Genomic DNA, 20,594 nt, shown 5'->3' on the forward strand with positions numbered 1-20,594 from the left:
CCAACTGAACGCAGGCATATCTGGACGCAGGCATTCCGGCCGACGCCATATGAACGCCTTTTCCTTTTCGCCCGTTCCATGCCTCCACAAAGTGTGGGGAAGGCCACTAATCCCCCCATGTCGGTAAGGAGACGCTCACGCCCTGCGCATGCGGAGCGCAGAAACCGAGGTCGCACGGCCGGAGCAGCCACACCGCAGCGACACCTGCCATTCCGGCCATTCCGGCCGCTCCCGCCACTCCGGCCACAGCGGCCGCCCCGGTCGCCCCCCCCCGTAACGAACCCCCACCACGTAACGGACCCCCGTACGGCGAGGCGGCCGTACGGGGGCCCTGGGTCATCGGACGGGGGCGGGACGAGGTGCCGGTGTCAGCCCACCCCGTCCGCGTCGTCCGCGAGATCCCACTCCGCCGCGTTCCACTCGGCGTCCGGGTCGTAGTCGGTCAGCTCCTCACTGCTCCACGAGGCCTGTGCGAGTTCGGTGCCCGGCACCGAGGTGACGAGGTCGAACGGGTCGATCAGGTGGGCCAGCGCCTCCGCCGGATCCTCCTTGACCGTCTCCACGGACTGTCTGCGCTCCTCCTCCGGCAGCGTCGGGTCGCCGCCGATGTGATCGAGGGCCGCGCCGGTCAGCTGCCGGGCGTCGGTGACCTCCATGATCAATTCGACATGAAGGCGCACAAAACGTGATGTCTCACCATTGCTCATAGCACGGAGGTTAGGCATGGACGGGTCCTGACTTCCCCGCGACCCGCGGCGGTCACTAACATCTGAGGTCAACGGCCAATTCGCCGAACCCACAAGGGGGATCGCTTCCGTGACCGCTCGACGACCACTGCTGACCGCCGCAGCCGCGGGATCGGTACTGTTCGCCCTGTGGTTCGTCCCCTCCGCCAATGCGAGCGCGGGGCATGACGGAGCGACAGATTCCGGCCTCCGGACGGCATCCGCCACGGCCGGTCCCGGCCTGGCCGACCGGGTGAGCGACAAGGCCCGGTCCACCGGCAGCGGTTCCACGAGTTCCACGACGACCGCCCCGCACCACAGCGCCACGGACGCCGGCGCCCGGCCGCACCTCCTCGCCGACACCGGCAGCCCGGACACCACCCCGTACGTCATCGGCGGCGTCGCCTGCCTCGCGCTCGGTGCCGGGCTGGTCAGCTACTCCGTCCGCCGCACCCGCGACGACCTCGTCTGAGACGGGACGGACGGGACAGGGCACGACGGAGACGGGGACGAGGCAGGACGGGACGGGGCGACCGGCCCCCCGTCCGTTGCCGCACCACGTCGGCCGTCCCGCGCAGCCGGCCGTACCTCGCCGTACTACGCCGACCGCCCCACACCGCACGGGGCCGGTCGCCCTTTCGCCGTCTTACGCCAGCTCGCCGGTGACCGACTCCACGGCCGCCACCAGCTTCCCGGCCCGCACGAACGCGTAGGCACCCTCCAGGTCCGGCGCCAGGAAACGGTCCTCGCCCGGGCCCTGGATGCCGGCTCCGCGCACCGCGTCCAGCACGGCCCGGGTGGCAGGGGCCGGGGTCAGCCCCTCGCGCATCTCGACGGCGCGGGTCGCGGCGTAGAGCTCGACGGCGACGACCCGGGTCAGGTTGTCGACCGCGGTGCGCAGCTTGCGCGCCGCCGACCAGCCCATCGAGACGTGGTCCTCCTGCATGGCGGAGGACGGGATGGAGTCCACCGAAGCGGGCGCGGCCAGCCGCTTCAGCTCGCTGACCAGCGCGGCCTGGGTGTACTGGGCGATCATCAGCCCGGAGTCGACACCCGGGTCCCCGGCCAGGAAGGCGGGCAGGCCGTGCGAGCGGTTCTTGTCCAGGAGGCGGTCGGTGCGGCGCTCGGCGATGGAGCCGAGGTCGGCGGCGGCGATGGCCAGGAAGTCCAGGACGTAGGCGACCGGGGCGCCGTGGAAGTTGCCGTTGGACTCGACCCGGCCGTCCGGGAGGACCACGGGGTTGTCGACGGCCGCGGCCAGTTCGCGGTCGGCGACCAGGCGGGCGTGGTCCAGGGTGTCCCGGCCGGCGCCGGCGACCTGCGGGGCGCAGCGGATGGAGTAGGCGTCCTGGACGCGCGGGGCGTCGTCCTGGTGGTGGCCGGTGAAGCCCGAACCCGCCAGCACCTTGGACATGTTGCCGGCGGAGGCGGCCTGCCCGGGGTGCGGGCGGATGGCGTGCAGCTCGGGCGCGAGCACCTTGTCCGTGCCGAGCAGCGCCTCCAGGGAGAGGGCCGCGGTGATGTCCGCCGAGGTGAACAGCCGGGCGAGGTCGGCGCAGGCCATCACGAGCATGCCGAGCATGCCGTCGGTGCCGTTGAGGAGGGCCAGGCCCTCCTTCTCGCGCAGTTCGACGGGCTCGATGCCGTGCGCGGCCAGCAGCTCGCCGGCCGGACGGACCACGCCGTCGGGGCCCTCGGCGTCACCCTCGCCCATCAGCGTCAGCGCGCAGTGCGAGAGCGGGGCCAGGTCACCGGAACAGCCGAGCGAGCCGTACTCGTGCACGACGGGCGTGATGCCGGCGTTGAGTATGGCGGCCATCGTCTCGACGACGAGCGGGCGGACACCGGTGTGCCCGGAGGCGAGCGTCTTCAGCCGCAGGAACATCAGCGCGCGGACCACCTCGCGCTCGACCCGCGGGCCCATGCCGGCCGCGTGCGAGCGCACGATGTTGCGCTGGAGCTGCACGCGCAGCCCGGGGCTGATGTGCCGTACGGCAAGGGCCCCGAAGCCGGTGGAGACGCCGTAGACGGGGTCGGGCTTGGCGGCGAGTTCGTCGATGAAGGCGCGGGAGGTGGCGACGGCCGCGAGGGCCTCCTCGGACAGCTCGATCCGGGCCGCTCCGCGGGCCACCGCGATGACGTCCTGTGCGGTCGTGCCGGACGTCCCCAGCACCACAGTGTGCATATCCATATTCAGGCACCCTAGAGACTGAATCGCCGGATGTCACCACCGGATTTCGGGAGCACCCCTTACGGGGCGTGCACGAGGACCCGGAGGCCGGGCAGGGACGCGACGCCTCACCTCCGGAAGCGGCGGCGCTCCGGCCCCGACCGCCGGTCCGGGGCGTCCGCGAGCCGGACGACCGGGTCGTCCTTGCCGCCGTGCCGCCCGGCGACCACCGGCTCGCCCGACCGCGCCGCCTTGGCCTTGTACTGCGCGGCGTCCGCGAGCCGGAAGAGCCGGCGGGCGCTGCGCACCGGACCGATCGGATCGCCGGTCGAGGCGACCCCGACCGCGACCCCCTCGCCGAGGTCCAGCTCCCCCGCCCGGTCGCAGAGCTCACCGGCCACCTTGACCACCTCGTCGGCCGGCGGGCCCACCGCGAGCAGACAGAACTCGTCGCCGCCGAGCCGGGCGGCCAGCATGCCCGGCAGCATCGCCCCGCACAGGGACAGCACCGACCCGAAGCGCTCCAGCAGGCGGTCCCCGACGGCATGGCCGCGCGAGTCGTTCACCCGCTTCAGGCCGTTGAGGTCGCACACCACCAGACTGACCACCACGTCGGCCCTGCGGTGCAGCTCCAGCGCCTCGTCCAGCCGCATATCGACGGCACGACGGTTGGCGAGGCCGGTCAGGGAGTCCGTGAAGGCCAGCCGGCGGACCTCCGCCAGCCGCTCGGTCTGGGCGATCCCGGCGGCCGTCACCGCGGCGAGCACGCTCGCGAAGTCGGCGTCCGGCCGGCCGAAGTCCGGCTCCCCCTTGCGCCGCGCGACATACAGCTCGCCCCATGCCCTGCCGTGCAGCACGATCGGCGCGACCACACAGCAGCCCCGGCCGCGGCGGCGCAGCGCGGCCACCCGCTGCGGATTGCCGCCGCTCCTGCTCCGCCGCTCGGCCGCGGCCGCGGACACCGGGCCGTGGTGCGACTCCTCGGCGGTCTCCACCCAGGCGCTGGGCTCGCCGCCGCCCGCCCACTGTTCGTGCAGAAAGCCGACGATCTCCGGGAACTCGTGGACGGGGTAGCTCTCGTCGTCCGGGAACTCCTCCTCGTCGTCGGCGAGTTCGCCGACGTTGACCAGCACCCGCAGCTTGCCCAGCTCGCGCTCCCACTTCGAGATCGCCGCGAAGGATCCCCCCAGGGCCTGGCGCACGCCCTGCGCCGCGGCGTGCGCCGAGTCGCGCGGTGTATGCGCGGCCGCCATCGCCTGCGCCAGCTCCACCACGGCCCGCAGCCTCGCATCGCCCTCGCCCGTCACCGGATCCTCGCATTCCGTCACCGTGAGCACGCTCTGTATTACAGCGTAGGAATGTTTAACCCCTTTCGCCCCTTTCCGTGGGTGATTGACACCTAGGCGTTATTCGCGGCGTTCCTGGCGTCACTCCTGGTCGGGGGCCAGGGTGGAGACCGGGGCGGGATCCGGGGCGGGGCGGGGCAGGCGCGGGTTACGGTGCGTCACCGTGGGCGGGTGCGTCGGCGCCCGCCCACGGCGCGCGGGGCGGCGGCGATCCCGGTCCGCCCCCGGCGTCGCCGTGGGCGGCGCCTCCGGCCCCGCTCACTCCCCGGGCCACTCCGGGTCCCGCTTCTCGTTGAAGGCCGCCACGCCCTCCGCACGGTCCCCGGAGAAGGCCACGCTGCGCCAGGCGCCGTCCTCCAGGTCCAGGCCGGTACGCAGGTCGAGCCCGTGCCCGAGGCGCATGGCGCGCTTGGCGGCGCGCAGTCCGACCGGCGAATTACGGGCGATGGCGGTCGCCAGCTCCAGCGCCGCGGTCCGGTCCTGCCCGTCCGCCACCAGCCGGTCGACCAGCCCCAGCTCGGCGGCCTCGGCGGCCTGCACCCGCCGTGCGGTGAAGACCAGCTCGGCCGCCCGTGCCGCACCCACCCGGCGCGGCAGCAGCTGGGTGCCGCCACCGCCGGGGATGACGCCCACCGAGACCTCCGGCAGGCCGACCTCCGCCGTACCGTCCGCGACGATCAGATCGCAGGCCAGCGCCAGTTCGAAGCCGCCGCCGAGGGCGAAGCCGTGCACCGCGGCGATGGTGGGCATCGGCAGCTCCAGTACGCCGGTGTACGCGGCCCGGGTGTGCGGGCGCTGGCGCATCAGGTCCGCGTCCGTGAAGGAGTTGCGCTCCTTGAGGTCCGCGCCCACGCAGAACGCCCGCTCGTGGGTGGAGCCGAGGACCACCGCCCGTACGGAGCGGTCCGCGGCCAGCTCGGCGCAGGCCTGCGCCAGGCTGTCGGCCATGGCCGTCGAGACGGCGTTCATGGCCTTCGGGCGGTCCAGGATCAGCTCCGCCACGAAGCCGTGGCGCTCGACGGCCACCCAGCCGTCCGCGCCGAACCGTTGCCGTTGCCCCTGCCGTTCCATGGAACCCTCCCTGTTAACGGTCGTTGACCTGACGGAGGGATCATGCCAGGCGGGCGGCCGGGGGGACAGGGACGGCGGCAGCTCGGGTGGTGTGCTCCGGCCTGGGCGTCGCGGCCCGGCCCGGCAACGCTGCGGCGGGGACCGCGGTGGGTGGGGCGAGGGGGAGCGGGTTGAGCTCGGGCCGGGGGCTCGCGGCGGGTCGTGGACCGGGGCTCGCCCGGCCGGGTGGCCGTTCGGGGTGGTCCGGGGTGCTCGTGGCCTCAGCCGCCGGTGCCCTGGCCGGTGCGGCGGCTCAGCAGCCAGGGCTCGATCACGCCCAGGCCTCGTACCGGTCGCTGCCACATCGGCTGGAGCGCGAAGCGGTACGACGGCGGCGGGGCGCCGGTGCCCTCCTCGGCCGCCTTCTCCGCGGCGGCGGCGTCGGCCTCGGAGATCGGGGCGTCACCGATACGGCCCAGTTCCTCGGCGAACGCCTCGTCGACCAGCACGGTGTCCTTCGGCGCTATCGAAGTGAGGCGGCTGGCGAGGTTCACGGTCGTACCGAAGACATCGCCCATCCGGGTCGTGACCGTGCCGAAGGCGATACCGACCCGCAGCTCCGGCATCGTCTCGTCGTTGGTCATCGTCTCGATCAGCCGCAGGCCGATCTCGGCGGCGATACCGGCGTCGTCGGCGGAGAAGAGGACCTCGTCGCCGAGGGTCTTGATGAGCCGGCCGCCGTGCGCGGCCACCAGGTCGGAGCAGGTGGTCTCGAACGCCTCCACCAGCTCGCCCAGTTCCTCCTCCTCCAGGCGGCGGGTCAGACGGGTGAACCCGACCAGGTCGGCGAAGCCGACGGCGAGCCGGCGGTCGACCATCTCCGCGTCGTCCTGGGCCCGGACGACGCGGCCGGTGGCGGCGGCGAGCTGGCGCCGCCAGACGTAGACGAGGAACTCCTCCAGCTCGGGCAGGAGCAGTTCGACCAGCGGGTAGGTGATCTCCGTACGGGTCAGGCCGGAGTCCTGGGGCTCGGTGAGGCCCTCCAGGAAGGAGTCGATCTGCCAGTCGGCCAGACGGGCGGTGGTCTGGCCCGTGGACCGGGCGACCTGGATGGCCATGGCCTCGCTCAGCAGGCCCGCCTCGACGAGGCCGGCGAGGCGGCGCAGGGCCAGCACATCGGCCTCGGTGAGGGCCTTGACCTGGCCGATGTCGGCGAAGCCCATGGCCCGCCAGAAGCGGGCCGCGAGGTCCATGGAGACGCCGGCGCCGCGGGCCGCCTGGAAGGGGGTGTAGCGGCGGTCGGCGCCGAGGATGAGCTGTTCGAGGCGGACGGCGATGTTGTTCTCGTCGCCGTTGTCGGGGGGCTCGCCCCTGCCGGTCGCGCCCTCGCCACGGCCCCGTGCGGGGTCGTCGACGGGGACGTCGCGCACGGCGTCGTCGTCGGTCTCCCTGTCGCGCGAGGCGGCGCCCGAGTCGTCGGCGGTCACCGGCCGCTCCCTGTCCGATCCCTGCGCACTGCCCTTCCGATCACTGCTCGCCGGTGGCCCGCTCCCTGGCGGACCGCCTCAACGATACGGCAGGTGTGCTCTGGCTCACTCTCACATGTCAGCTGTGGACAAGGAAGTGGTGGGGGTGTGTCGGCGCGGCGGGTGGGGCGGGCGCGGTGGGGCGGTGCCGTGGCCCTGCGCGGTGGTCCGCTTGGGCCGAGTGGGTCTGTCGTCGTCGGCGGGTGGGCCGGTGGGCCGCGGGTCGGTGAGCCGCGGGTCGGTGAGCCGCGGGTCGGTGGGTCGGTTAGGCCGGTGGGGCTGGGGCCGGTGCGCCTATGGCTCGTGGGTGGTGGGTCGGAGGGGACGCCCGGTACCCCTCCCCCCAGCCTTCGGCCGGGAGGTGCCCCCACGGCGCGGGCGCATCTGGTGCGTGGGAAAGATCGACCCGGCGTTCGCTCCGGTCCTGCGGGCGGGGCACCGGACATCCCCTCCGACCGCCGTGGGTCGGCGACCGTCCCGCCGTGCCGGTTGCCGTCACGGCTACGGGCAGCACGACGCCTTCCCGCCGTACCGGTTCCCCCATTCCGGTTCCCCTCACGGCTACAGGCAGCACGACGTCGCCCCGCCGCACCGGTTGCTGTCACGGCTACGGGCAGCACGACGCCCCCCGCCATACGGGTTGCTGTCACACCTACAGGCAGCGCGACGCCGCCCCGCCGCACCGGTTCCCGTCACAGCTACGAGCAGGTACGGGCAGCGGCGGCCGCCCCTCCGTCCCCATGGCCGGCCGGCTGTTGCGGAGCTGGAGAAGCCGCCGGGCCGGGCCGCCTACGACTCCGTCGCCGGGCGCAAGTGGACGATGTCGCCGGCGCCTACCGGCTGCTGTACGCCGTTCGCGGTGGCCAGGACGAGGCGGCCGTCGGTGTCGATGGCCACGGCCTCGCCGGTGATGTCGGTGTCGCCGGGGAGTTCGGCGCGTACGGTGCGGCCGAGGGTGGCGCAGCCTGCGGCGTAGGCCTCCTGGAGGCGGCTGGTGGTGGGGTCGCCGTCGGCGGACTGCCACTCCTGGTACCAGTGCTCCAGGGAGCGGAGCACGGCGCGCAGCAGCGGGTCGCGGTCGGTGGTGTGGGCGCCGGCCAGGGCCAGTGAGCCCGCGGTGGGCACGGGGAGTTCGGCGGCGGTGAGGGAGACGTTGAGGCCGATGCCGATGACGACGCCGGGGCCGGCCCGTTCGGCGAGGATGCCGCCCACCTTGCGTTCGGTGAGGGTGCCGCCCGGACGCAGGGCGTCGGAGTCTTCGGAAGTTACCAGCAGGTCGTTGGGCCACTTGAGGGCCGTGTCGACGTCGGCCGTCCGGGAGAGGGCGGTGGCCGTGGCGACTCCGGCGAGGAGGGGGAGCCAGCCCCAGCGCTCCACGGGGACGCGCGGGGTGAGGTAGACGGAGAAGAAGAGGCCGGAGCGCGGGGGCGCCGACCAGGTGCGGTCGAGGCGGCCGCGGCCGGCGGACTGTTCCTCCGCCACCAGAATGGCGCCCTCGGTCTCCCCCTTTGCCGCGCGGGCCGCCAGGTCGGTGTTGGTGGAGCCGGTGGCGGAGACGACATCGAGGGCGGTCCAGAGCGAACCGGGCCGTACGAGTGCGCGGCGCAGTGCCGTGGCGTTCAGCGGGGGGCGGCCCAGATCGCTCCAGCGACCGGCATCTTTGTCCCGGTTTTCCGGTGGTTGAGGCGTCATGGGACCAGCCTAGGTGTGGTCAACGACGCAGTGCCTCTGAGCAGTCCCGCCGATACGCTACGAATCAGTAGCCCAACCCATACCACCCTCAGCACGAGCACCAGTCCAGGACGAGCAGGAGCCGCATCCCGATGTCCGAGCCGGAAGCAAACATCCACACCACCGCGGGCAAATTGGCGGATCTGCAGCGACGGGTCGAAGAAGCCACGCATGCCGGTTCCGCCCGCGCAGTGGAAAAGCAGCACGCAAAGGGAAAGTTGACGGCGCGTGAGCGCATCGATCTGCTGCTGGACGAGGGCTCCTTCGTCGAGCTGGACGAGTTCGCGCGGCATCGGTCGACCAATTTCGGGCTGGACCAGACCCGGCCCTACGGCGACGGTGTGGTGTCCGGCTACGGCACGGTCGACGGCCGCCCGGTGGCCGTCTTCTCCCAGGACTTCACGGTCTTCGGCGGGGCGCTGGGCGAGGTCTTCGGCGAGAAGATCGTCAAGGTGATGGACTTCGCGCTCAAGACCGGCTGCCCGGTCATCGGCATCAACGACTCCGGTGGCGCGCGCATCCAGGAGGGTGTCGCCTCGCTGGGCATGTACGGCGAGATCTTCCGCCGCAACACCCATGCCTCCGGCGTGATCCCGCAGATCAGCCTGATCGTCGGCCCGTGCGCGGGCGGTGCGGTCTACTCCCCCGCCATCACCGACTTCACGGTGATGGTGGACCAGACCTCGCACATGTTCATCACCGGTCCCGACGTCATCAAGACGGTGACCGGTGAGGACGTCGGCTTCGAGGAGCTGGGCGGCGCCCGTACGCACAACACCACCTCGGGCGTGGCGCACCACATGGCGGGTGACGAGAAGGACGCCATCGAGTACGTCAAGGGGCTGCTGTCCTACCTCCCGTCCAACAACCTCTCCGAGGCTCCGGCCTTCCCGGAGGAGGCGGACCTGGAGACCTCGGACACCGACCGCGAGCTGGACGCGCTGATCCCGGATTCGGCCAATCAGCCGTACGACATGCACGTCGCGATCGAGCATGTCCTGGACGACAACGAATTCCTGGAGACCCAGGCGCTGTTCGCGCCGAACATCCTGACCGGCTTCGGGCGGGTCGAGGGCCATGCGGTCGGTGTGGTCGCCAACCAGCCGATGCAGTTCGCGGGCATCCTGGACATCAAGGCCTCGGAGAAGGCCGCGCGGTTCGTGCGGACCTGCGACGCCTTCAACGTCCCGGTGATCACCTTCGTGGACGTGCCCGGCTTCCTGCCCGGCACCGACCAGGAGTACGACGGGATCATCCGGCGCGGCGCCAAGCTGATCTACGCGTACGCGGAGGCGACGGTCCCGCTGATCACGGTCATCACGCGCAAGGCGTTCGGTGGCGCGTACGACGTCATGGGCTCCAAGCACCTGGGCGCGGACCTCAACCTGGCCTGGCCGACCGCGCAGATCGCCGTCATGGGCGCCCAGGGCGCGGTCAACATCCTGCACCGCCGCACGCTGGCCGCGATCGAGGACCCGGCCGCGCAGGACGAGCGGCGCCAGGAGCTGATCCGGGAGTACGAGGACACCCTGCTCAACCCGTACGTCGCGGCCGAGCGCGGCTACGTCGACGCGGTGATCATGCCGTCCGAGACGCGCCGGCACATCGTCCGCGGGCTGCGCACGCTGCGCAACAAGCGCGAGTCGCTGCCGCCGAAGAAGCACGGCAACATCCCGCTCTGACCGGCAGAACCAGCGGAACCGGCGAAGGGAGCCGTTCTCCATGATCAAGGTCGTACGGGGCAATCCCACACCCGAGGAGCTGGCCGCCGCACTGGCGGTGGTGCAGGTCCGCGCGGCGGCCGCCGCTGCCGTCGCACCCGGCGGGTCCGATCACGGCACCGAGTGGTCGGACCCCGCGTCCACGGTTCCGGCGCGGGCGCGGATGCCGCATCCGGGTCCGCGGGCCTGGCGCACGAGCTACTGGCCGCACTGACCCGCCGACCTCATGTGGTGACCGCCGGGTCAGGTCGGTGCATAGTGCATTGACTAGTCCATTACGCCGTGGCGCCTGAGTACGCGTACTCAGGCGCCACGCGCGTATCGGGCACAGGATCGGTACATGCTGTGGTCAGATCCGCCCGATGAGCCTCCTGAGGAGCTGCGCGACGTGCAGGCCAAGCTCCGGCGGATGGGCATCGTGCTGGCCGTGGTCGCGGTGGTGATGATGCTCCTGCTCCTGGGGTGGTAGCCGCGTTCCCGTCCTCGGGGAGGTAAGCCTCACAGCTCCCGCGCGCAACCATCGCCCCTGAAATCGCTTCTTTCTCTCCCGACAGCGCAATTCGGGCGTCCGGCCGCCGGGGCCGCCTGGGACCGGGAGTGGGAGAGCGATGAACAGGCCGCTGAGACACATAGCCGTCTTCTGCGGGGTGCTGGTGCTGGCCCTGCTGGCCCGTGCGACATGGGTCCAGTTCGTCCAGGGCGACGAACTCGCCAACGATCCCCACAACCGGCGGGTCAAGATCGAGGCGTTCTCCTACCCCCGCGGCAACATCATCGTCGGCGGCAAGCCGGTCACCGGCTCGGTGGCGACCTCCGGTGACTTCAAGTACAAGCGGACGTACACGGACGGCCCGATGTACGCGCCGGTCACCGGCTTCGCCTCGCAGGCGCAGGGCACGACCTTCCTGGAGGGCATCTACAACAAGGTGCTCAGCGGCAAGGACGACCGGCTCGCCTTCAACCGCGCCCAGGACATCCTGACCGGCAAGAAGCCGCGCGGCGGCGATGTCGTCACCACCATCGACCCCAAGGCGCAGAAGGCCGCGTACAAGGGGCTGACCGACCTCAACGCGAAGGGGGCGGTGGTCGCCCTCGACCCGCGCGACGGCCGGGTCCTCGCGCTCGCCTCCACTCCCTCCTACGACCCGTCGGTGTTCGCCGGCATCTCCAACGCCGAGAGCCGGAAGTTCCAGGCGATGGACACCGACAAGACCAAGCCGCTGAGCAACCGGGCGCTGCGCGAGACCTTCGCCCCCGGCTCCACCTTCAAGATCCTCACCGCGGCGGCGGCCCTGGAGAACGGCGTGGTCTCGGACATCGACGCCCCGACGGACGCCCCCGCCCCCTACCAGCTGCCGCAGAGCACGACGAAGATCGGCAACGACGTCCCGGGCGCGCCCTGCGACAAGGCCTCGCTGAAGACGGGCATGCAGTGGTCGTGCAACAACGTCTTCCTCGACACCGCGCTGAAGGTCGGCAAGGACAAGATGCGCGAGACCGCGGAGAAGTTCGGTTTCAACTCCGACGTCTACGACAAGGAGCTCGGGGACCTGCTGGCCAGCAAGAGCCTCTACCCGGACAAGCTCGACAAGCCGCAGACCGCGCTGACCGGTATGGGCCAGGGCAGCCTCACCAGCACCCCGATGCAGATGGCGATGGTGGCCGCGGGTCTCGCCAACGACGGCAAGGTGATGATGCCGCACATCGTCGACGAGCTGCGCGGCCCCGACCTGTCCACGATCGAGAAGATCGAGCCGAAGTTGCTGTCCCAGGCCGTCTCGGCCGGCACCGCGAAGAAGGTGCAGCAGATGATGGAGTACACGGTCAGCGACGGCACCGCCGCGAAGGCCAAGATCGACGGCGTGACGGTCGGCGGCAAGACCGGCACCGCCCAGCACGGCGCGAACGTCAACGACGAGCGCCCGTACGCCTGGTTCGTCTCCTACGCCAAGCAGAGCGACGGCAGCTCCCCCGTCGCGGTCGCCGTCTTCGTCGACCCCAAGGACATGGACATCCCCCGGTCGGAGATCGCCGGCGGCAAGCTGGGCGGCCCGATCGCGAAGTCCGTGATGAAGGCCGTCCTCAACAAGTAGTCCGGGCGTCTCTCGGCGCCCGCGGCTCCGTACGATGGCGGGCATGACCGAAGAGTCCCGCCCCCGCCGCCTCGTCCTCGCCTCCCAGTCCCCCGCCCGGCTGGGCCTGCTGCGGCAGGCCGGGCTGGCGCCCGAGGTCATCGTCAGCGGCGTCGACGAGGACGCGATCACCGCCGCCACGCCCGGTGAGCTGGCCCGCGTACTGGCCGAGGCGAAGGCCGCCGCCGTCGCCGAGCGCCCGCAGGCGGCCGGCGCACTGGTCGTCGGCTGCGACTCGGTCCTGGAGCTGGACGGGCGGGCGCTGGGCAAGCCCGCGGACGCCGAGGACGCCACCGCCCGCTGGAAGTCCATGCGCGGCTGCTCCGGCATCCTGCAGACCGGCCACTGCGTCATCGACACCGCGGCGGACGGGCGCCGGGTCTCCGCCACCGCCTCGACCACGGTCCGCTTCGGCGAACCCACGGACGACGAGATCGCCGCCTACGTCGCGAGCGGCGAGCCGCTGTTCGTCGCCGGCGCCTTCACCCTCGACGGCCGCTCCGCCCCCTTCATCGACGGCATCGACGGCGACCCCGGCAACGTCATCGGCCTCTCCCTGCCGCTGCTCCGCCGGCTGCTGGCCGACCTGGACGTCGCGATCACCGATTTGTGGACCTGAGCGCCGACAGGGCGTTCCTACGGGGGGAAAGTTCATGAGTGGATTACCCGGACCGGTCGTCGGCACGCTGATCGTGGCGCTGATCATCCGGCGCCAGCTGCGCACCCGACCGGTACGCGGCACAGCACCGGTCATCGCGCAGGCCGTCCTCGGCGTGCTGGGGGTGGCCGCGCTCGCCCTGGGCGTGGCGTCGGCGACGAAGGACCGTCCGCTGACGGCGCCGACGGTCGTGCTGGTGGCCGTCACACTCGCCCTGGCGGTCCCGCTCGGCATCGTGCGGGCGCGGACCGTACGGGTGTGGCGCGGTCCGGAGGGCAGGGCGCTGCGCCGGGGCACGGCGCTCACCACGGCGCTGTGGGTGGTGTCGGCCGCCGTGCACTTCGGGATGGAGGAGTGGATCGACCACACCACCGCCGCGGGGCTGCTGGGCCTCTCCACGCTCTACCTCTACCTGGCGCTCACCTACGCGGTGCAGGGCCATCTCGTCAGGCGTCAGGCGGCCCGCGCCGGGGTGTGAGCCCGGCCCGCGTCGGGGTGTGAGCCCGACGCGGTAAAAGCCGGTGCCCGGCGCCCGTCCGGTCCTACGCTGCCCGTATGGCCACCGTCATCGCAATGACCAGCTATCCCGTCAAGGGCTGCGCCGGCGTCCCGGCGACCGAGGCGGAACTCACCCCGGCCGGCCTCGCCCATGACCGCAGCTTCCTGGTCGTCGGCCCCGGAGGGGTCTTCCGCAGTCAGCGCAAGGACCCACGGCTGGCGGTGATCCGTCCCGAGGTCAGCGCCGACGGGGCGCAACTCGCCCTGGGCGCGCCGGGGGTGGAGACCTTCCACCTGGACATCGACTTCGGCACCGGGTCGCCGGCCAGGGCCGAGGTCGAGATGTTCGGTCAGCCGTACCGCGCGGTCGACCAGGGGAAGGCGGCGGCCGACTGGCTGTCCGAGGTGCTCGGCGCGGAGAGCCGCCTGGTGCGGGTGCCGCCGGAGCACGGCCGGGTGACCGACGGGCTCACCCCCGGCACCTCCGGTTTCGCCGACAGCAGTCCCGTGCACGTGCTCTCCCTGGCCAGCTTCGAGGACCTCAACCGCCGGATCACCGCGGCCGGCCGCCCGCCGGTGCCGATGGACCGTTTCCGGCCGAACCTCGTGGTGGACGGGTGGGACGCGCCGCAGACCGAGGACCGGGCGCGGCGGGTCACGGTCGGCGGCGGTGTGCTGGGGTTCGCCAAGCTCGCCGTCCGCTGCGCGGTCACCCTCGTCGACCAGCACACGGGCGGCAAGGCGGGGCCCGAACCGCTGCGCACGCTCGCCTCGTACCGGCGGGTGCCCGAGGGCGGGGTGGCGTTCGGATCGAAGTTCTCGGTGCTGGAGACCGGGAAGTTGGCGGTGGGCGACGCATTCGAGGTCACCGAGTGGGGAACCGATTGATCCGAAACGAGTCGATCGCCCCGATCGACACCATCGTGAGGAGTCCGCACCATGCCGAAGGTTCTGCTCATCGCCGGTGACGCCACCGAGGACCTGGAGTTCTTCTACCCCTACCAGCGGCTGCTGGAGGAGGGGTACGAGCCCCTGATCGCGGCTCCCTCGCGCAAGAAGCTGCAGTTCGTCGTCCATGACTTCGTCGACAACTTCGACACCTACGTCGAGCGCGAGGGCCACTCCTGGCCGTCCGACCTCGCCCTGTCCGAGGTCGATCCGGCCGACTACGCGGCGCTGGTGCTCCCCGGCGGCCGGGCACCCGAGTACCTCCGCAACGACGCCGACTACCGACGGGTCGTCACCCACTTCTTCGACGCCGACAAGCCCGTCGCCCACATCTGCCACGCGGCCCTCTCCCTGGCCCCGCTGGGCGTCCTCAAGGGCCGCCGCACCTCCGCCTATCCGGCCTGCGCACCGGACGTGGAGATGGGCGGCGGCACCTTCGTCGACGGCGCGGCGGTGGTCGACGGCAAGGTCGTCTCGGCCCGCGCCTGGCCCGACCACCCCGAGTGGATGCGCGCGTTCCTGGAGGTGCTGCGGGAGCATGCGCCGGTGAAGGGCTGAGGCGGGCGGGCCCGGGGGCGCGGGCGAGCCGTGCCCCCGGCCGTTCAGAACACCGGCAGGGCGTACAGCGAGTCGTCGTTCATGGCGAAGACCCGGTTGCCGTCGGCGACCAGCCACTGGCGGTCGGCCTTGCCCACCTTGTACTCCCAGACCGGACTGCCGTCCTTGGCGCTGACCACGTTGACCGTGTACCAGGGGTCGCCTTCGATCATCCAGAGGCCGTTGCCCTGGGGGACCACAGGCGTGGCGATGTTGGAGCTGCCGTGGAGCTGGAAGGCCTCGCTGCCGTCGCCGGGCTTCCATTTGTTGGGGAGGCTGGACTCGTCGTCGACGTAGCCCTGGTTCGTGGCGTACAGGGCGTCCGCGGTGGCGGTCACCGGGCCGAACGTGATGAAGGGCGGCTTCTTCTTTTCGAGCGCGCCGGCCAGGGCTCGCCTCCTGACGGTCCACAGTTCCTTGCCGTCGGTGGCCCTCCGGGCCGTCATCGACTTGCCGTCGAGGTAGACGGTGCCGCCGTAACAGGCGGGCCGGACGAAGGTGTCGGACTGGCCGCGGAGGTCCCAGGCGTGCCGGCCTGTGGCGGTGTCGACGGCGAGGACGTTGCCGTCCTCCGTGCCGAGGACCAGGCGGCCGGGGGCGACGACGCCGGGCGGGGTGGCCTTGCGGAAGGGCGTGTCGAGGGGCGGGGTGGTCCAGCGGATCTTCGCGTCCGAGCGGCCGACGGCGCGCAGCCGGTGGTCCTTGGTCACCAGGTAGACCGCCTCGTCGTCGGCGGCCAGCAGCTGATGGGCCTGAACGTCGGCGGTCCAGCGGCGCTCCCCCGTGGAGGGGACGAAGGTGCGCAGCGTCCCCTTGCTGTCGACGGCGGCGATCAGGCGGTCCGAAAGGGAGAGGTAGCGTCCGGTCGCCTTGATGTCGCGGGCGGCCCAACGGCGTTTGCCGTCCACGACGTTGTGGGCGGCGATCCCGCCACCGCGCGCGCCGAAGACGATGACGTCCCGGACGGGCAGGGGCGCGGGGGTGTCCTCGGCCAGGACGTGCACGGCCCACAGCTCCTTCGGCGACCCACCGACGATCATGTCGCCGTTGTCCGGGTTCAGCACGTGCGCCGCGGGCGTCGTGACCGCGGGCGGGAAGGCGAAGAGGTCGGTCTTCTTCGTGGGCGACTCCGGCGACCGCGGCCACCAGGCAGCGGCCGCCCCGCCGCCCGCGGTGAGCACCACCCCGCCCGCCGCCAGGCCGGTGAGCAGCCGGCGGCGCGAGACCTGCCCGGGAGCCACGCCTCCGTCGAGCATGGTGGTCAGCTCGTGGACGCCGCTCTCCCGCTCCTTGATCGCCTGGCTCACCGGGCCGCGCCGCCAGGCCCGTTCGGCGCCGCGCGGCGGTGCGAAGGCGGCGGCGATCTGGGCGGGGGTGGGGCGGACGGCCGGGTCCTTGGCCAGGAGGGGGGCGATGAGCGGGCGCAGGGTGTCCGGGACGCCGGTCAGATCGGGCTCGTCGTGCACGACCTTGTACTGGAGGGCGGCGATATGACTGCCGTCGAAGGCCCGCCGCCCACTGGCCGCGTGGACGAGGACGGCGCCCAGCGAGAAGACGTCGGCAGGGGCCGCGACCCGGTGGCCCAGGACCTGTTCGGGGGCGCCGTAGCCGGGGGTGACCGGGACCTGTCCGGTGGTGGTCAGGGTCAGGCCGTGCTCGGGGCGGGCGATGCCGAAGTCGATGACGCGCGGGCCGCTCGACGTCAGGACGATGTTCGGGGGCTTGAGGTCGCGGTGGATCAGGCCGGTGGCGTGGATGTCCGCGAGGGTGTGCGCGAGCGAGGCGGCGAGGGCGCGTACGGCGGGTTCGTCGAAGGGGCCGTACGCCTCGACGGCCTCGTCGAGGGTCGGACCGGCCAGGAACTCGGTGGCGATCCACGGGCGTCCGCCCTCCGTGTCCGTGCCCAGCACCCGGGCCACGCCCTTGCCGGTCACGGCCGCCGCCGCCTGCGCCTCGCGGACGAAGCGGCGGGCGAGGTTCGCCTCGTCGGTGAGCTCGGGCCGCAGGACCTTGACCGCGGCGACGGTGCCCACGGCGTCCTGGCCGACGTAGACCTTGCCCATACCGCCCTCGCCGAGCACGCCGAGCAGGCGGTACGGACCGAGGCGGAGCGGGTCGCCGGTGCCGAGCGGTTTCATGGGCGGTGTCCTTCGGGCGAGTTCAGTGCGTTCAGGTGCGTTCAGGCGCGTTCAGACGAGTGCCGGTGAGTTCCGGCGGGTTCAGCGGAGGGGGAACCCGGCGAGGAAGTGGGGCCCGGACGCGATGACCATCCGGCTCTTCTCATGGGCGGTGAACCGGGTCCCGCTGGTCTTGTACAGCTGCTCGGTGGTGTGCGAGGCGAGGCCGACGGCCCGCAGGACCTCGTCGGTGCGGCTGTACGTGTAGGCGTACTCGGAGCCGATCACGGGGCGTACGACGTGGTCGGCCCGCGGACCCTCCGCGCTCTTCTCCGACCACCGCGGCTTCCCGCTGCCGGTGCCGAACGCGACCAGGCCGAGGCCCTTCTCCACCGTGTACAGCACACCGCCCTTGAGGACCGGCGGTCCGTACGTCTTCCCCGGGCGGGTGGCGGACGTGTCCCACGCCTGCCCGCCGTCGCTCAGCCGCAGCGCCCGCAACGGGCCGTAGCCCAGGTAGAGATGCTGCTCGTCGGCCGTGAGCGGGTCCCGCACGAGCCGCCTGTCGGCGCCCTTCCACGGCTTGTCCCAGGTGACCTTCCCGGTGCGGGTGTCGCGGGCGACGATGCGGACCGTGCCGTCGTTCATCTGCTGCAGGAGCACCAGGAGACGGCCGACGACCTTGGCGGACAGGAAGTGGTTCTCGTCGCTCTCGGCGGAGTGGAACGCCAGGGGGTCCGTCCACTTCCGGCGCCCGGTGGTGAGGTCGACCGCGGCCACCGACCAGGGGAGCTGGCGTTCGTACCGCTTGACCTTCCCGTGGGAGATCGCCAGGTAGGCCGTGTCGTCGACGACGGCCAGCAACCGGCTGATGAGGCCGTTGTGCTGAGCGTCCGACACCGGCGCGAGGTGCTTGCCCGCCTTGCCCGTGGCGGGGTCGAGCCGGGCGAGGAACCACGAGACGGTCTGCAGGGAGCCGGCCCGGTCGTGCACCTCGTCCCGCGTGATCCCGTAGACGTGGGTACCGTCCGAGGCGACCTGCCAGGAGTCGTCCGCATAGAGCGAGTACGTCCACCGGGACGCACCGGACTTCGGGTCCACCCCGCGCGCCTCGGCATTGGCCACCAGGACGACCTGGTCGCCGGCCACCATGGGCACTTCGGGGTTCTGGTCGTCGTCGGGGCCGCCGTACTGCTTCTGCCACACCGAGTCCAGCCGTTTCTTCTTCGGCGCGCCGACGCTGGGCCCCGGCTTCGGCTGGGTGTACCCCGGCCCGGTGCCGGGCCCCGACGCCCGCGCGTCCCGTCCCAGCCAGGCCCACACGCCCGCGCCGGCCCCCGCGACGCCGAGTGCCGAGCCCGCACCCGCCATCAGCAGCCCCCGGCGGGACAGGCCGCGGGAGGCGGGAACGCCGGCGGACGGTACGGTCGCCGGCTGGTCGGGCGGTGCGGGCAGCCGGCGCGGCACGATCTGCCACACCTCGCTCGCCCGCCGTCCGATCTCGGCGAGCACCGCGTCCGGCAGATGATCGGTGAACTCCCCGCCGCCGTCGTGGAGTTCGGCCGCCAGCTCGGTGGTGGTCGGGCGCTCGGCGGGGTCCTTGGCCAGCGCGCGGGACAGGACCGGGACGAGGGCCGTGGGGGTGCCGGTGAGGTCGGGCTCGCTGTAGCGCACGCGGTACAGGAGGTCGGCGGGCTGTCCCTCGCCGAACGGGCCGCGGCCGGTGGCGGCGAAGACCAGGACCCCGGCGAGCGCGAAGACGTCGCCGGCCGGGGTGTGCTCCTGCCCGGTGGCCTGCTCCGGTGACATGAACGCCGGGGTGCCGACCGCGGCGCCGGTGTGCGTCAGCCGGTCGTCGCCGAGGGCACGGGCGATGCCGAAGTCGATGACCTTCGGGCCGTGCGCCGTGACCATGATGTTCGACGGCTTGAGGTCACGGTGCACGACATCGGAGCGATGGAGCTGTCCGAGCGCCGCGCACAGCGCCGCCCCCAGGGCGCGCACCGACGCCTCGGGCAGCGGACCGGCGCGCTCCACCGCCTCGTCGAGCGGCGGGCCGAGCACGTACTCGGTGGCCATCCAGGGGGTCTCGGCGAGCGGATCGGCATCGACGACCTGGGCGCCGTAGCGGCCGCCGATGACCCGGGCGGCATCCGCCTCCAGCCGGAACCGGGTACGGAACTCGGTGGTGGTGGCGATCCTGGCGTGCATCGTCTTGAGCGCCAGGGTCCGGCCGCCCGGGGAGCGGGCCAGATAGACGGTGCCCATACCGCCGCTGCCCAGCCGGGCGAGGAGGCGGTACGTGCCCAGGCCGGGCGGATCGTCGTGGGCGAGGGGGAAGGGCATGGCGGTCAGTCCTGTGGGGCGGGCGGAGCCGGGAGGGTGGCGGCGAGCAGTTCGGCCGACTGGCGGGCGAGGGCCGCGATGATGCGGCCGGGCAGCCAGCCGGGACCGAGCAGGGCGGCGGCGCGGCCGGCCGGGTTCCCCGCGGCGTCGGGCATCGTGGCGGGGCGCGGCGGTCCGGCGGCGGCCCCGGCTTCCGGTGCGGGCGGGGCGGCGGCCGGGCTCAGCGCGTCGAGCAGTTCGGCGGGGCGCGGGCGGGCCGCCGGGTCCCGGGACAGACAGGCGGTGACGACGGCGCGCAGGGCGGCCGGGAGCTCGTCCCGCTCCGGCACGGTGTACCCGGTCGCGGCATAGGCGAGGGTCGCGCCGAGCGCGTAGACGTCCCCCGCCGGATGCGGCTGCCCGCCGGCCGCCTGCTCCGGGGGCAGGCTCCCCGACTCCAGGCCCGGCAGCCCGGAGCGCGGTGTGCCGTCCTCGGCGGCGGCCCGGACCGCCCCGAAGCACATGAGCCGGGGCCCGTCGGCCGCCAGCAGCACGGCCGCGGGCGACACCCCGGCATGGGCCAGGCCCTGCCCGTGCCCGATGAGCAGGGTCTCGACGAGGGCCGTGCCGAGGGCCCGTACGGTGCGCTCGGGCAGCGGTCCGCCGTGCACGGTGAGCGCGGCGGGCAGCGGGAGCGCGGGCACGTACGGGCGGGCGTGCCAGGGGGCGTCACCGGGCGCGGCGACCTCGGCGGCCGGCGAGGACCAGGGGCCGAGCAGGTAGCGCGAGGTCTCCGCCTCGGCCAGGAACCGGGCGGGATCGGCGCCCGGCAGCGGCGCGCCGATCAGGACCGTACGGTCGCCGTCCGCGCTCCGTCCGATGAACCGCCGCTCCGGTACGGGTATGCCGGACGCTTCGTCATCCAGCTCCCGCAACACCGCGTAGGGGCCCATCGCGCCCGTTCGCGCCCGGCCCTCCGCACCCGCAACCGATGCAGGCATGCGCACCATCCCCCGTGTCCTACGACATCGCGAAGAGCCTACCCGGGCG

General features: G+C 72.7%; 18 protein-coding genes. 9 read left to right on the forward strand and 9 right to left on the reverse strand.

Annotated elements, in window-relative coordinates; translation table 11 throughout:
• Positions 1–368: 368 nt before the first annotated feature.
• Positions 369–707, reverse strand: a complete 339-nt coding sequence (locus Scani_RS05980; protein WP_246295503.1) for a hypothetical protein — start codon at positions 705–707, stop codon at positions 369–371.
• A gap of 109 nt (positions 708–816) precedes the next feature.
• On the opposite strand from Scani_RS05980, the gene Scani_RS05985 reads away from it, so the two are divergent.
• Positions 817–1,197, forward strand: a complete 381-nt coding sequence (locus Scani_RS05985) for a hypothetical protein (RefSeq protein WP_159470717.1) — start codon at positions 817–819, stop codon at positions 1,195–1,197.
• A 174-nt stretch (positions 1,198–1,371) separates the two neighbouring features.
• Here Scani_RS05985 and hutH read toward each other — a convergent pair whose 3' ends face one another.
• From hutH to Scani_RS06010, 5 genes are all read right to left on the reverse strand, one after another.
• Positions 1,372–2,916 carry a histidine ammonia-lyase gene (hutH, locus tag Scani_RS05990; RefSeq protein WP_159470719.1) on the reverse strand — a complete coding sequence of 515 codons (1,545 nt, stop codon included), beginning with the start codon at positions 2,914–2,916 and terminating at the stop codon, positions 1,372–1,374.
• Between the two features lie 107 nt (positions 2,917–3,023).
• Positions 3,024–4,148, reverse strand: coding sequence for a GGDEF domain-containing protein (locus tag Scani_RS05995; protein WP_159471774.1), 1,125 nt, complete (start codon positions 4,146–4,148; stop codon positions 3,024–3,026).
• A gap of 351 nt (positions 4,149–4,499) precedes the next feature.
• On the reverse strand, positions 4,500–5,312 hold the full coding sequence (locus Scani_RS06000; protein WP_159470721.1) for an enoyl-CoA hydratase/isomerase family protein: 813 nt from the start codon (positions 5,310–5,312) through the stop codon (positions 4,500–4,502).
• A gap of 260 nt (positions 5,313–5,572) precedes the next feature.
• On the reverse strand, positions 5,573–6,778 hold the full coding sequence (locus tag Scani_RS06005) for an adenylate/guanylate cyclase domain-containing protein (RefSeq protein WP_159470723.1): 1,206 nt from the start codon (positions 6,776–6,778) through the stop codon (positions 5,573–5,575).
• 828 nt (positions 6,779–7,606) lie between these two features.
• Entirely contained in the window at positions 7,607–8,509 is a 903-nt protein-coding gene (locus Scani_RS06010) for a biotin--[acetyl-CoA-carboxylase] ligase (RefSeq protein WP_159470725.1), read from the reverse strand.
• Positions 8,510–8,640: 131 nt separating this feature from the next.
• On the opposite strand from Scani_RS06010, the gene Scani_RS06015 reads away from it, so the two are divergent.
• From Scani_RS06015 to Scani_RS06045, 8 genes are all read left to right on the forward strand, one after another.
• Complete coding sequence (locus tag Scani_RS06015) at positions 8,641–10,230, forward strand: acyl-CoA carboxylase subunit beta (RefSeq protein WP_159470727.1); 1,590 nt, start codon at positions 8,641–8,643, stop codon at positions 10,228–10,230.
• Between the two features lie 40 nt (positions 10,231–10,270).
• Positions 10,271–10,483 (forward strand): acyl-CoA carboxylase epsilon subunit, encoded by a 213-nt coding sequence (locus tag Scani_RS06020; RefSeq protein ID WP_159470729.1) that lies wholly within the window; start codon positions 10,271–10,273, stop codon positions 10,481–10,483.
• Between the two features lie 126 nt (positions 10,484–10,609).
• Positions 10,610–10,738, forward strand: coding sequence for a morphogenic membrane protein MmpB (mmpB, locus tag Scani_RS41655; protein ID WP_281391867.1), 129 nt, complete (start codon positions 10,610–10,612; stop codon positions 10,736–10,738).
• Between the two features lie 139 nt (positions 10,739–10,877).
• The gene (locus tag Scani_RS06025; protein WP_159470731.1) at positions 10,878–12,362 is read left to right on the forward strand and encodes a peptidoglycan D,D-transpeptidase FtsI family protein; all 1,485 of its coding nucleotides are present in this window, start codon (positions 10,878–10,880) and stop codon (positions 12,360–12,362) included.
• A 43-nt stretch (positions 12,363–12,405) separates the two neighbouring features.
• A complete protein-coding gene (locus Scani_RS06030) occupies positions 12,406–13,020 on the forward strand; it encodes a nucleoside triphosphate pyrophosphatase (protein ID WP_159470733.1) in 615 nt (204 codons plus the stop codon).
• A 34-nt stretch (positions 13,021–13,054) separates the two neighbouring features.
• The gene (locus Scani_RS06035; protein WP_159470735.1) at positions 13,055–13,537 is read left to right on the forward strand and encodes a hypothetical protein; all 483 of its coding nucleotides are present in this window, start codon (positions 13,055–13,057) and stop codon (positions 13,535–13,537) included.
• A 77-nt stretch (positions 13,538–13,614) separates the two neighbouring features.
• Positions 13,615–14,445, forward strand: a complete 831-nt coding sequence (locus Scani_RS06040; protein ID WP_159470737.1) for an MOSC domain-containing protein — start codon at positions 13,615–13,617, stop codon at positions 14,443–14,445.
• Between the two features lie 51 nt (positions 14,446–14,496).
• Positions 14,497–15,063 carry a DJ-1/PfpI family protein gene (locus Scani_RS06045; RefSeq protein ID WP_159470739.1) on the forward strand — a complete coding sequence of 189 codons (567 nt, stop codon included), beginning with the start codon at positions 14,497–14,499 and terminating at the stop codon, positions 15,061–15,063.
• 44 nt (positions 15,064–15,107) lie between these two features.
• Here Scani_RS06045 and Scani_RS06050 read toward each other — a convergent pair whose 3' ends face one another.
• From Scani_RS06050 to Scani_RS06060, 3 genes are all read right to left on the reverse strand, one after another.
• Positions 15,108–17,240, reverse strand: coding sequence for a serine/threonine-protein kinase (locus tag Scani_RS06050; protein WP_159470741.1), 2,133 nt, complete (start codon positions 17,238–17,240; stop codon positions 15,108–15,110).
• 81 nt (positions 17,241–17,321) lie between these two features.
• Entirely contained in the window at positions 17,322–19,565 is a 2,244-nt protein-coding gene (locus Scani_RS06055; RefSeq protein ID WP_159470743.1) for a protein kinase domain-containing protein, read from the reverse strand.
• A gap of 5 nt (positions 19,566–19,570) precedes the next feature.
• Entirely contained in the window at positions 19,571–20,545 is a 975-nt protein-coding gene (locus Scani_RS06060; RefSeq protein WP_174872623.1) for a protein kinase family protein, read from the reverse strand.
• Positions 20,546–20,594 lie beyond the last annotated feature (49 nt).

It is taken from the genome of Streptomyces caniferus (assembly GCF_009811555.1).
GTDB classification, from domain to species: domain Bacteria; phylum Actinomycetota; class Actinomycetes; order Streptomycetales; family Streptomycetaceae; genus Streptomyces; species Streptomyces caniferus.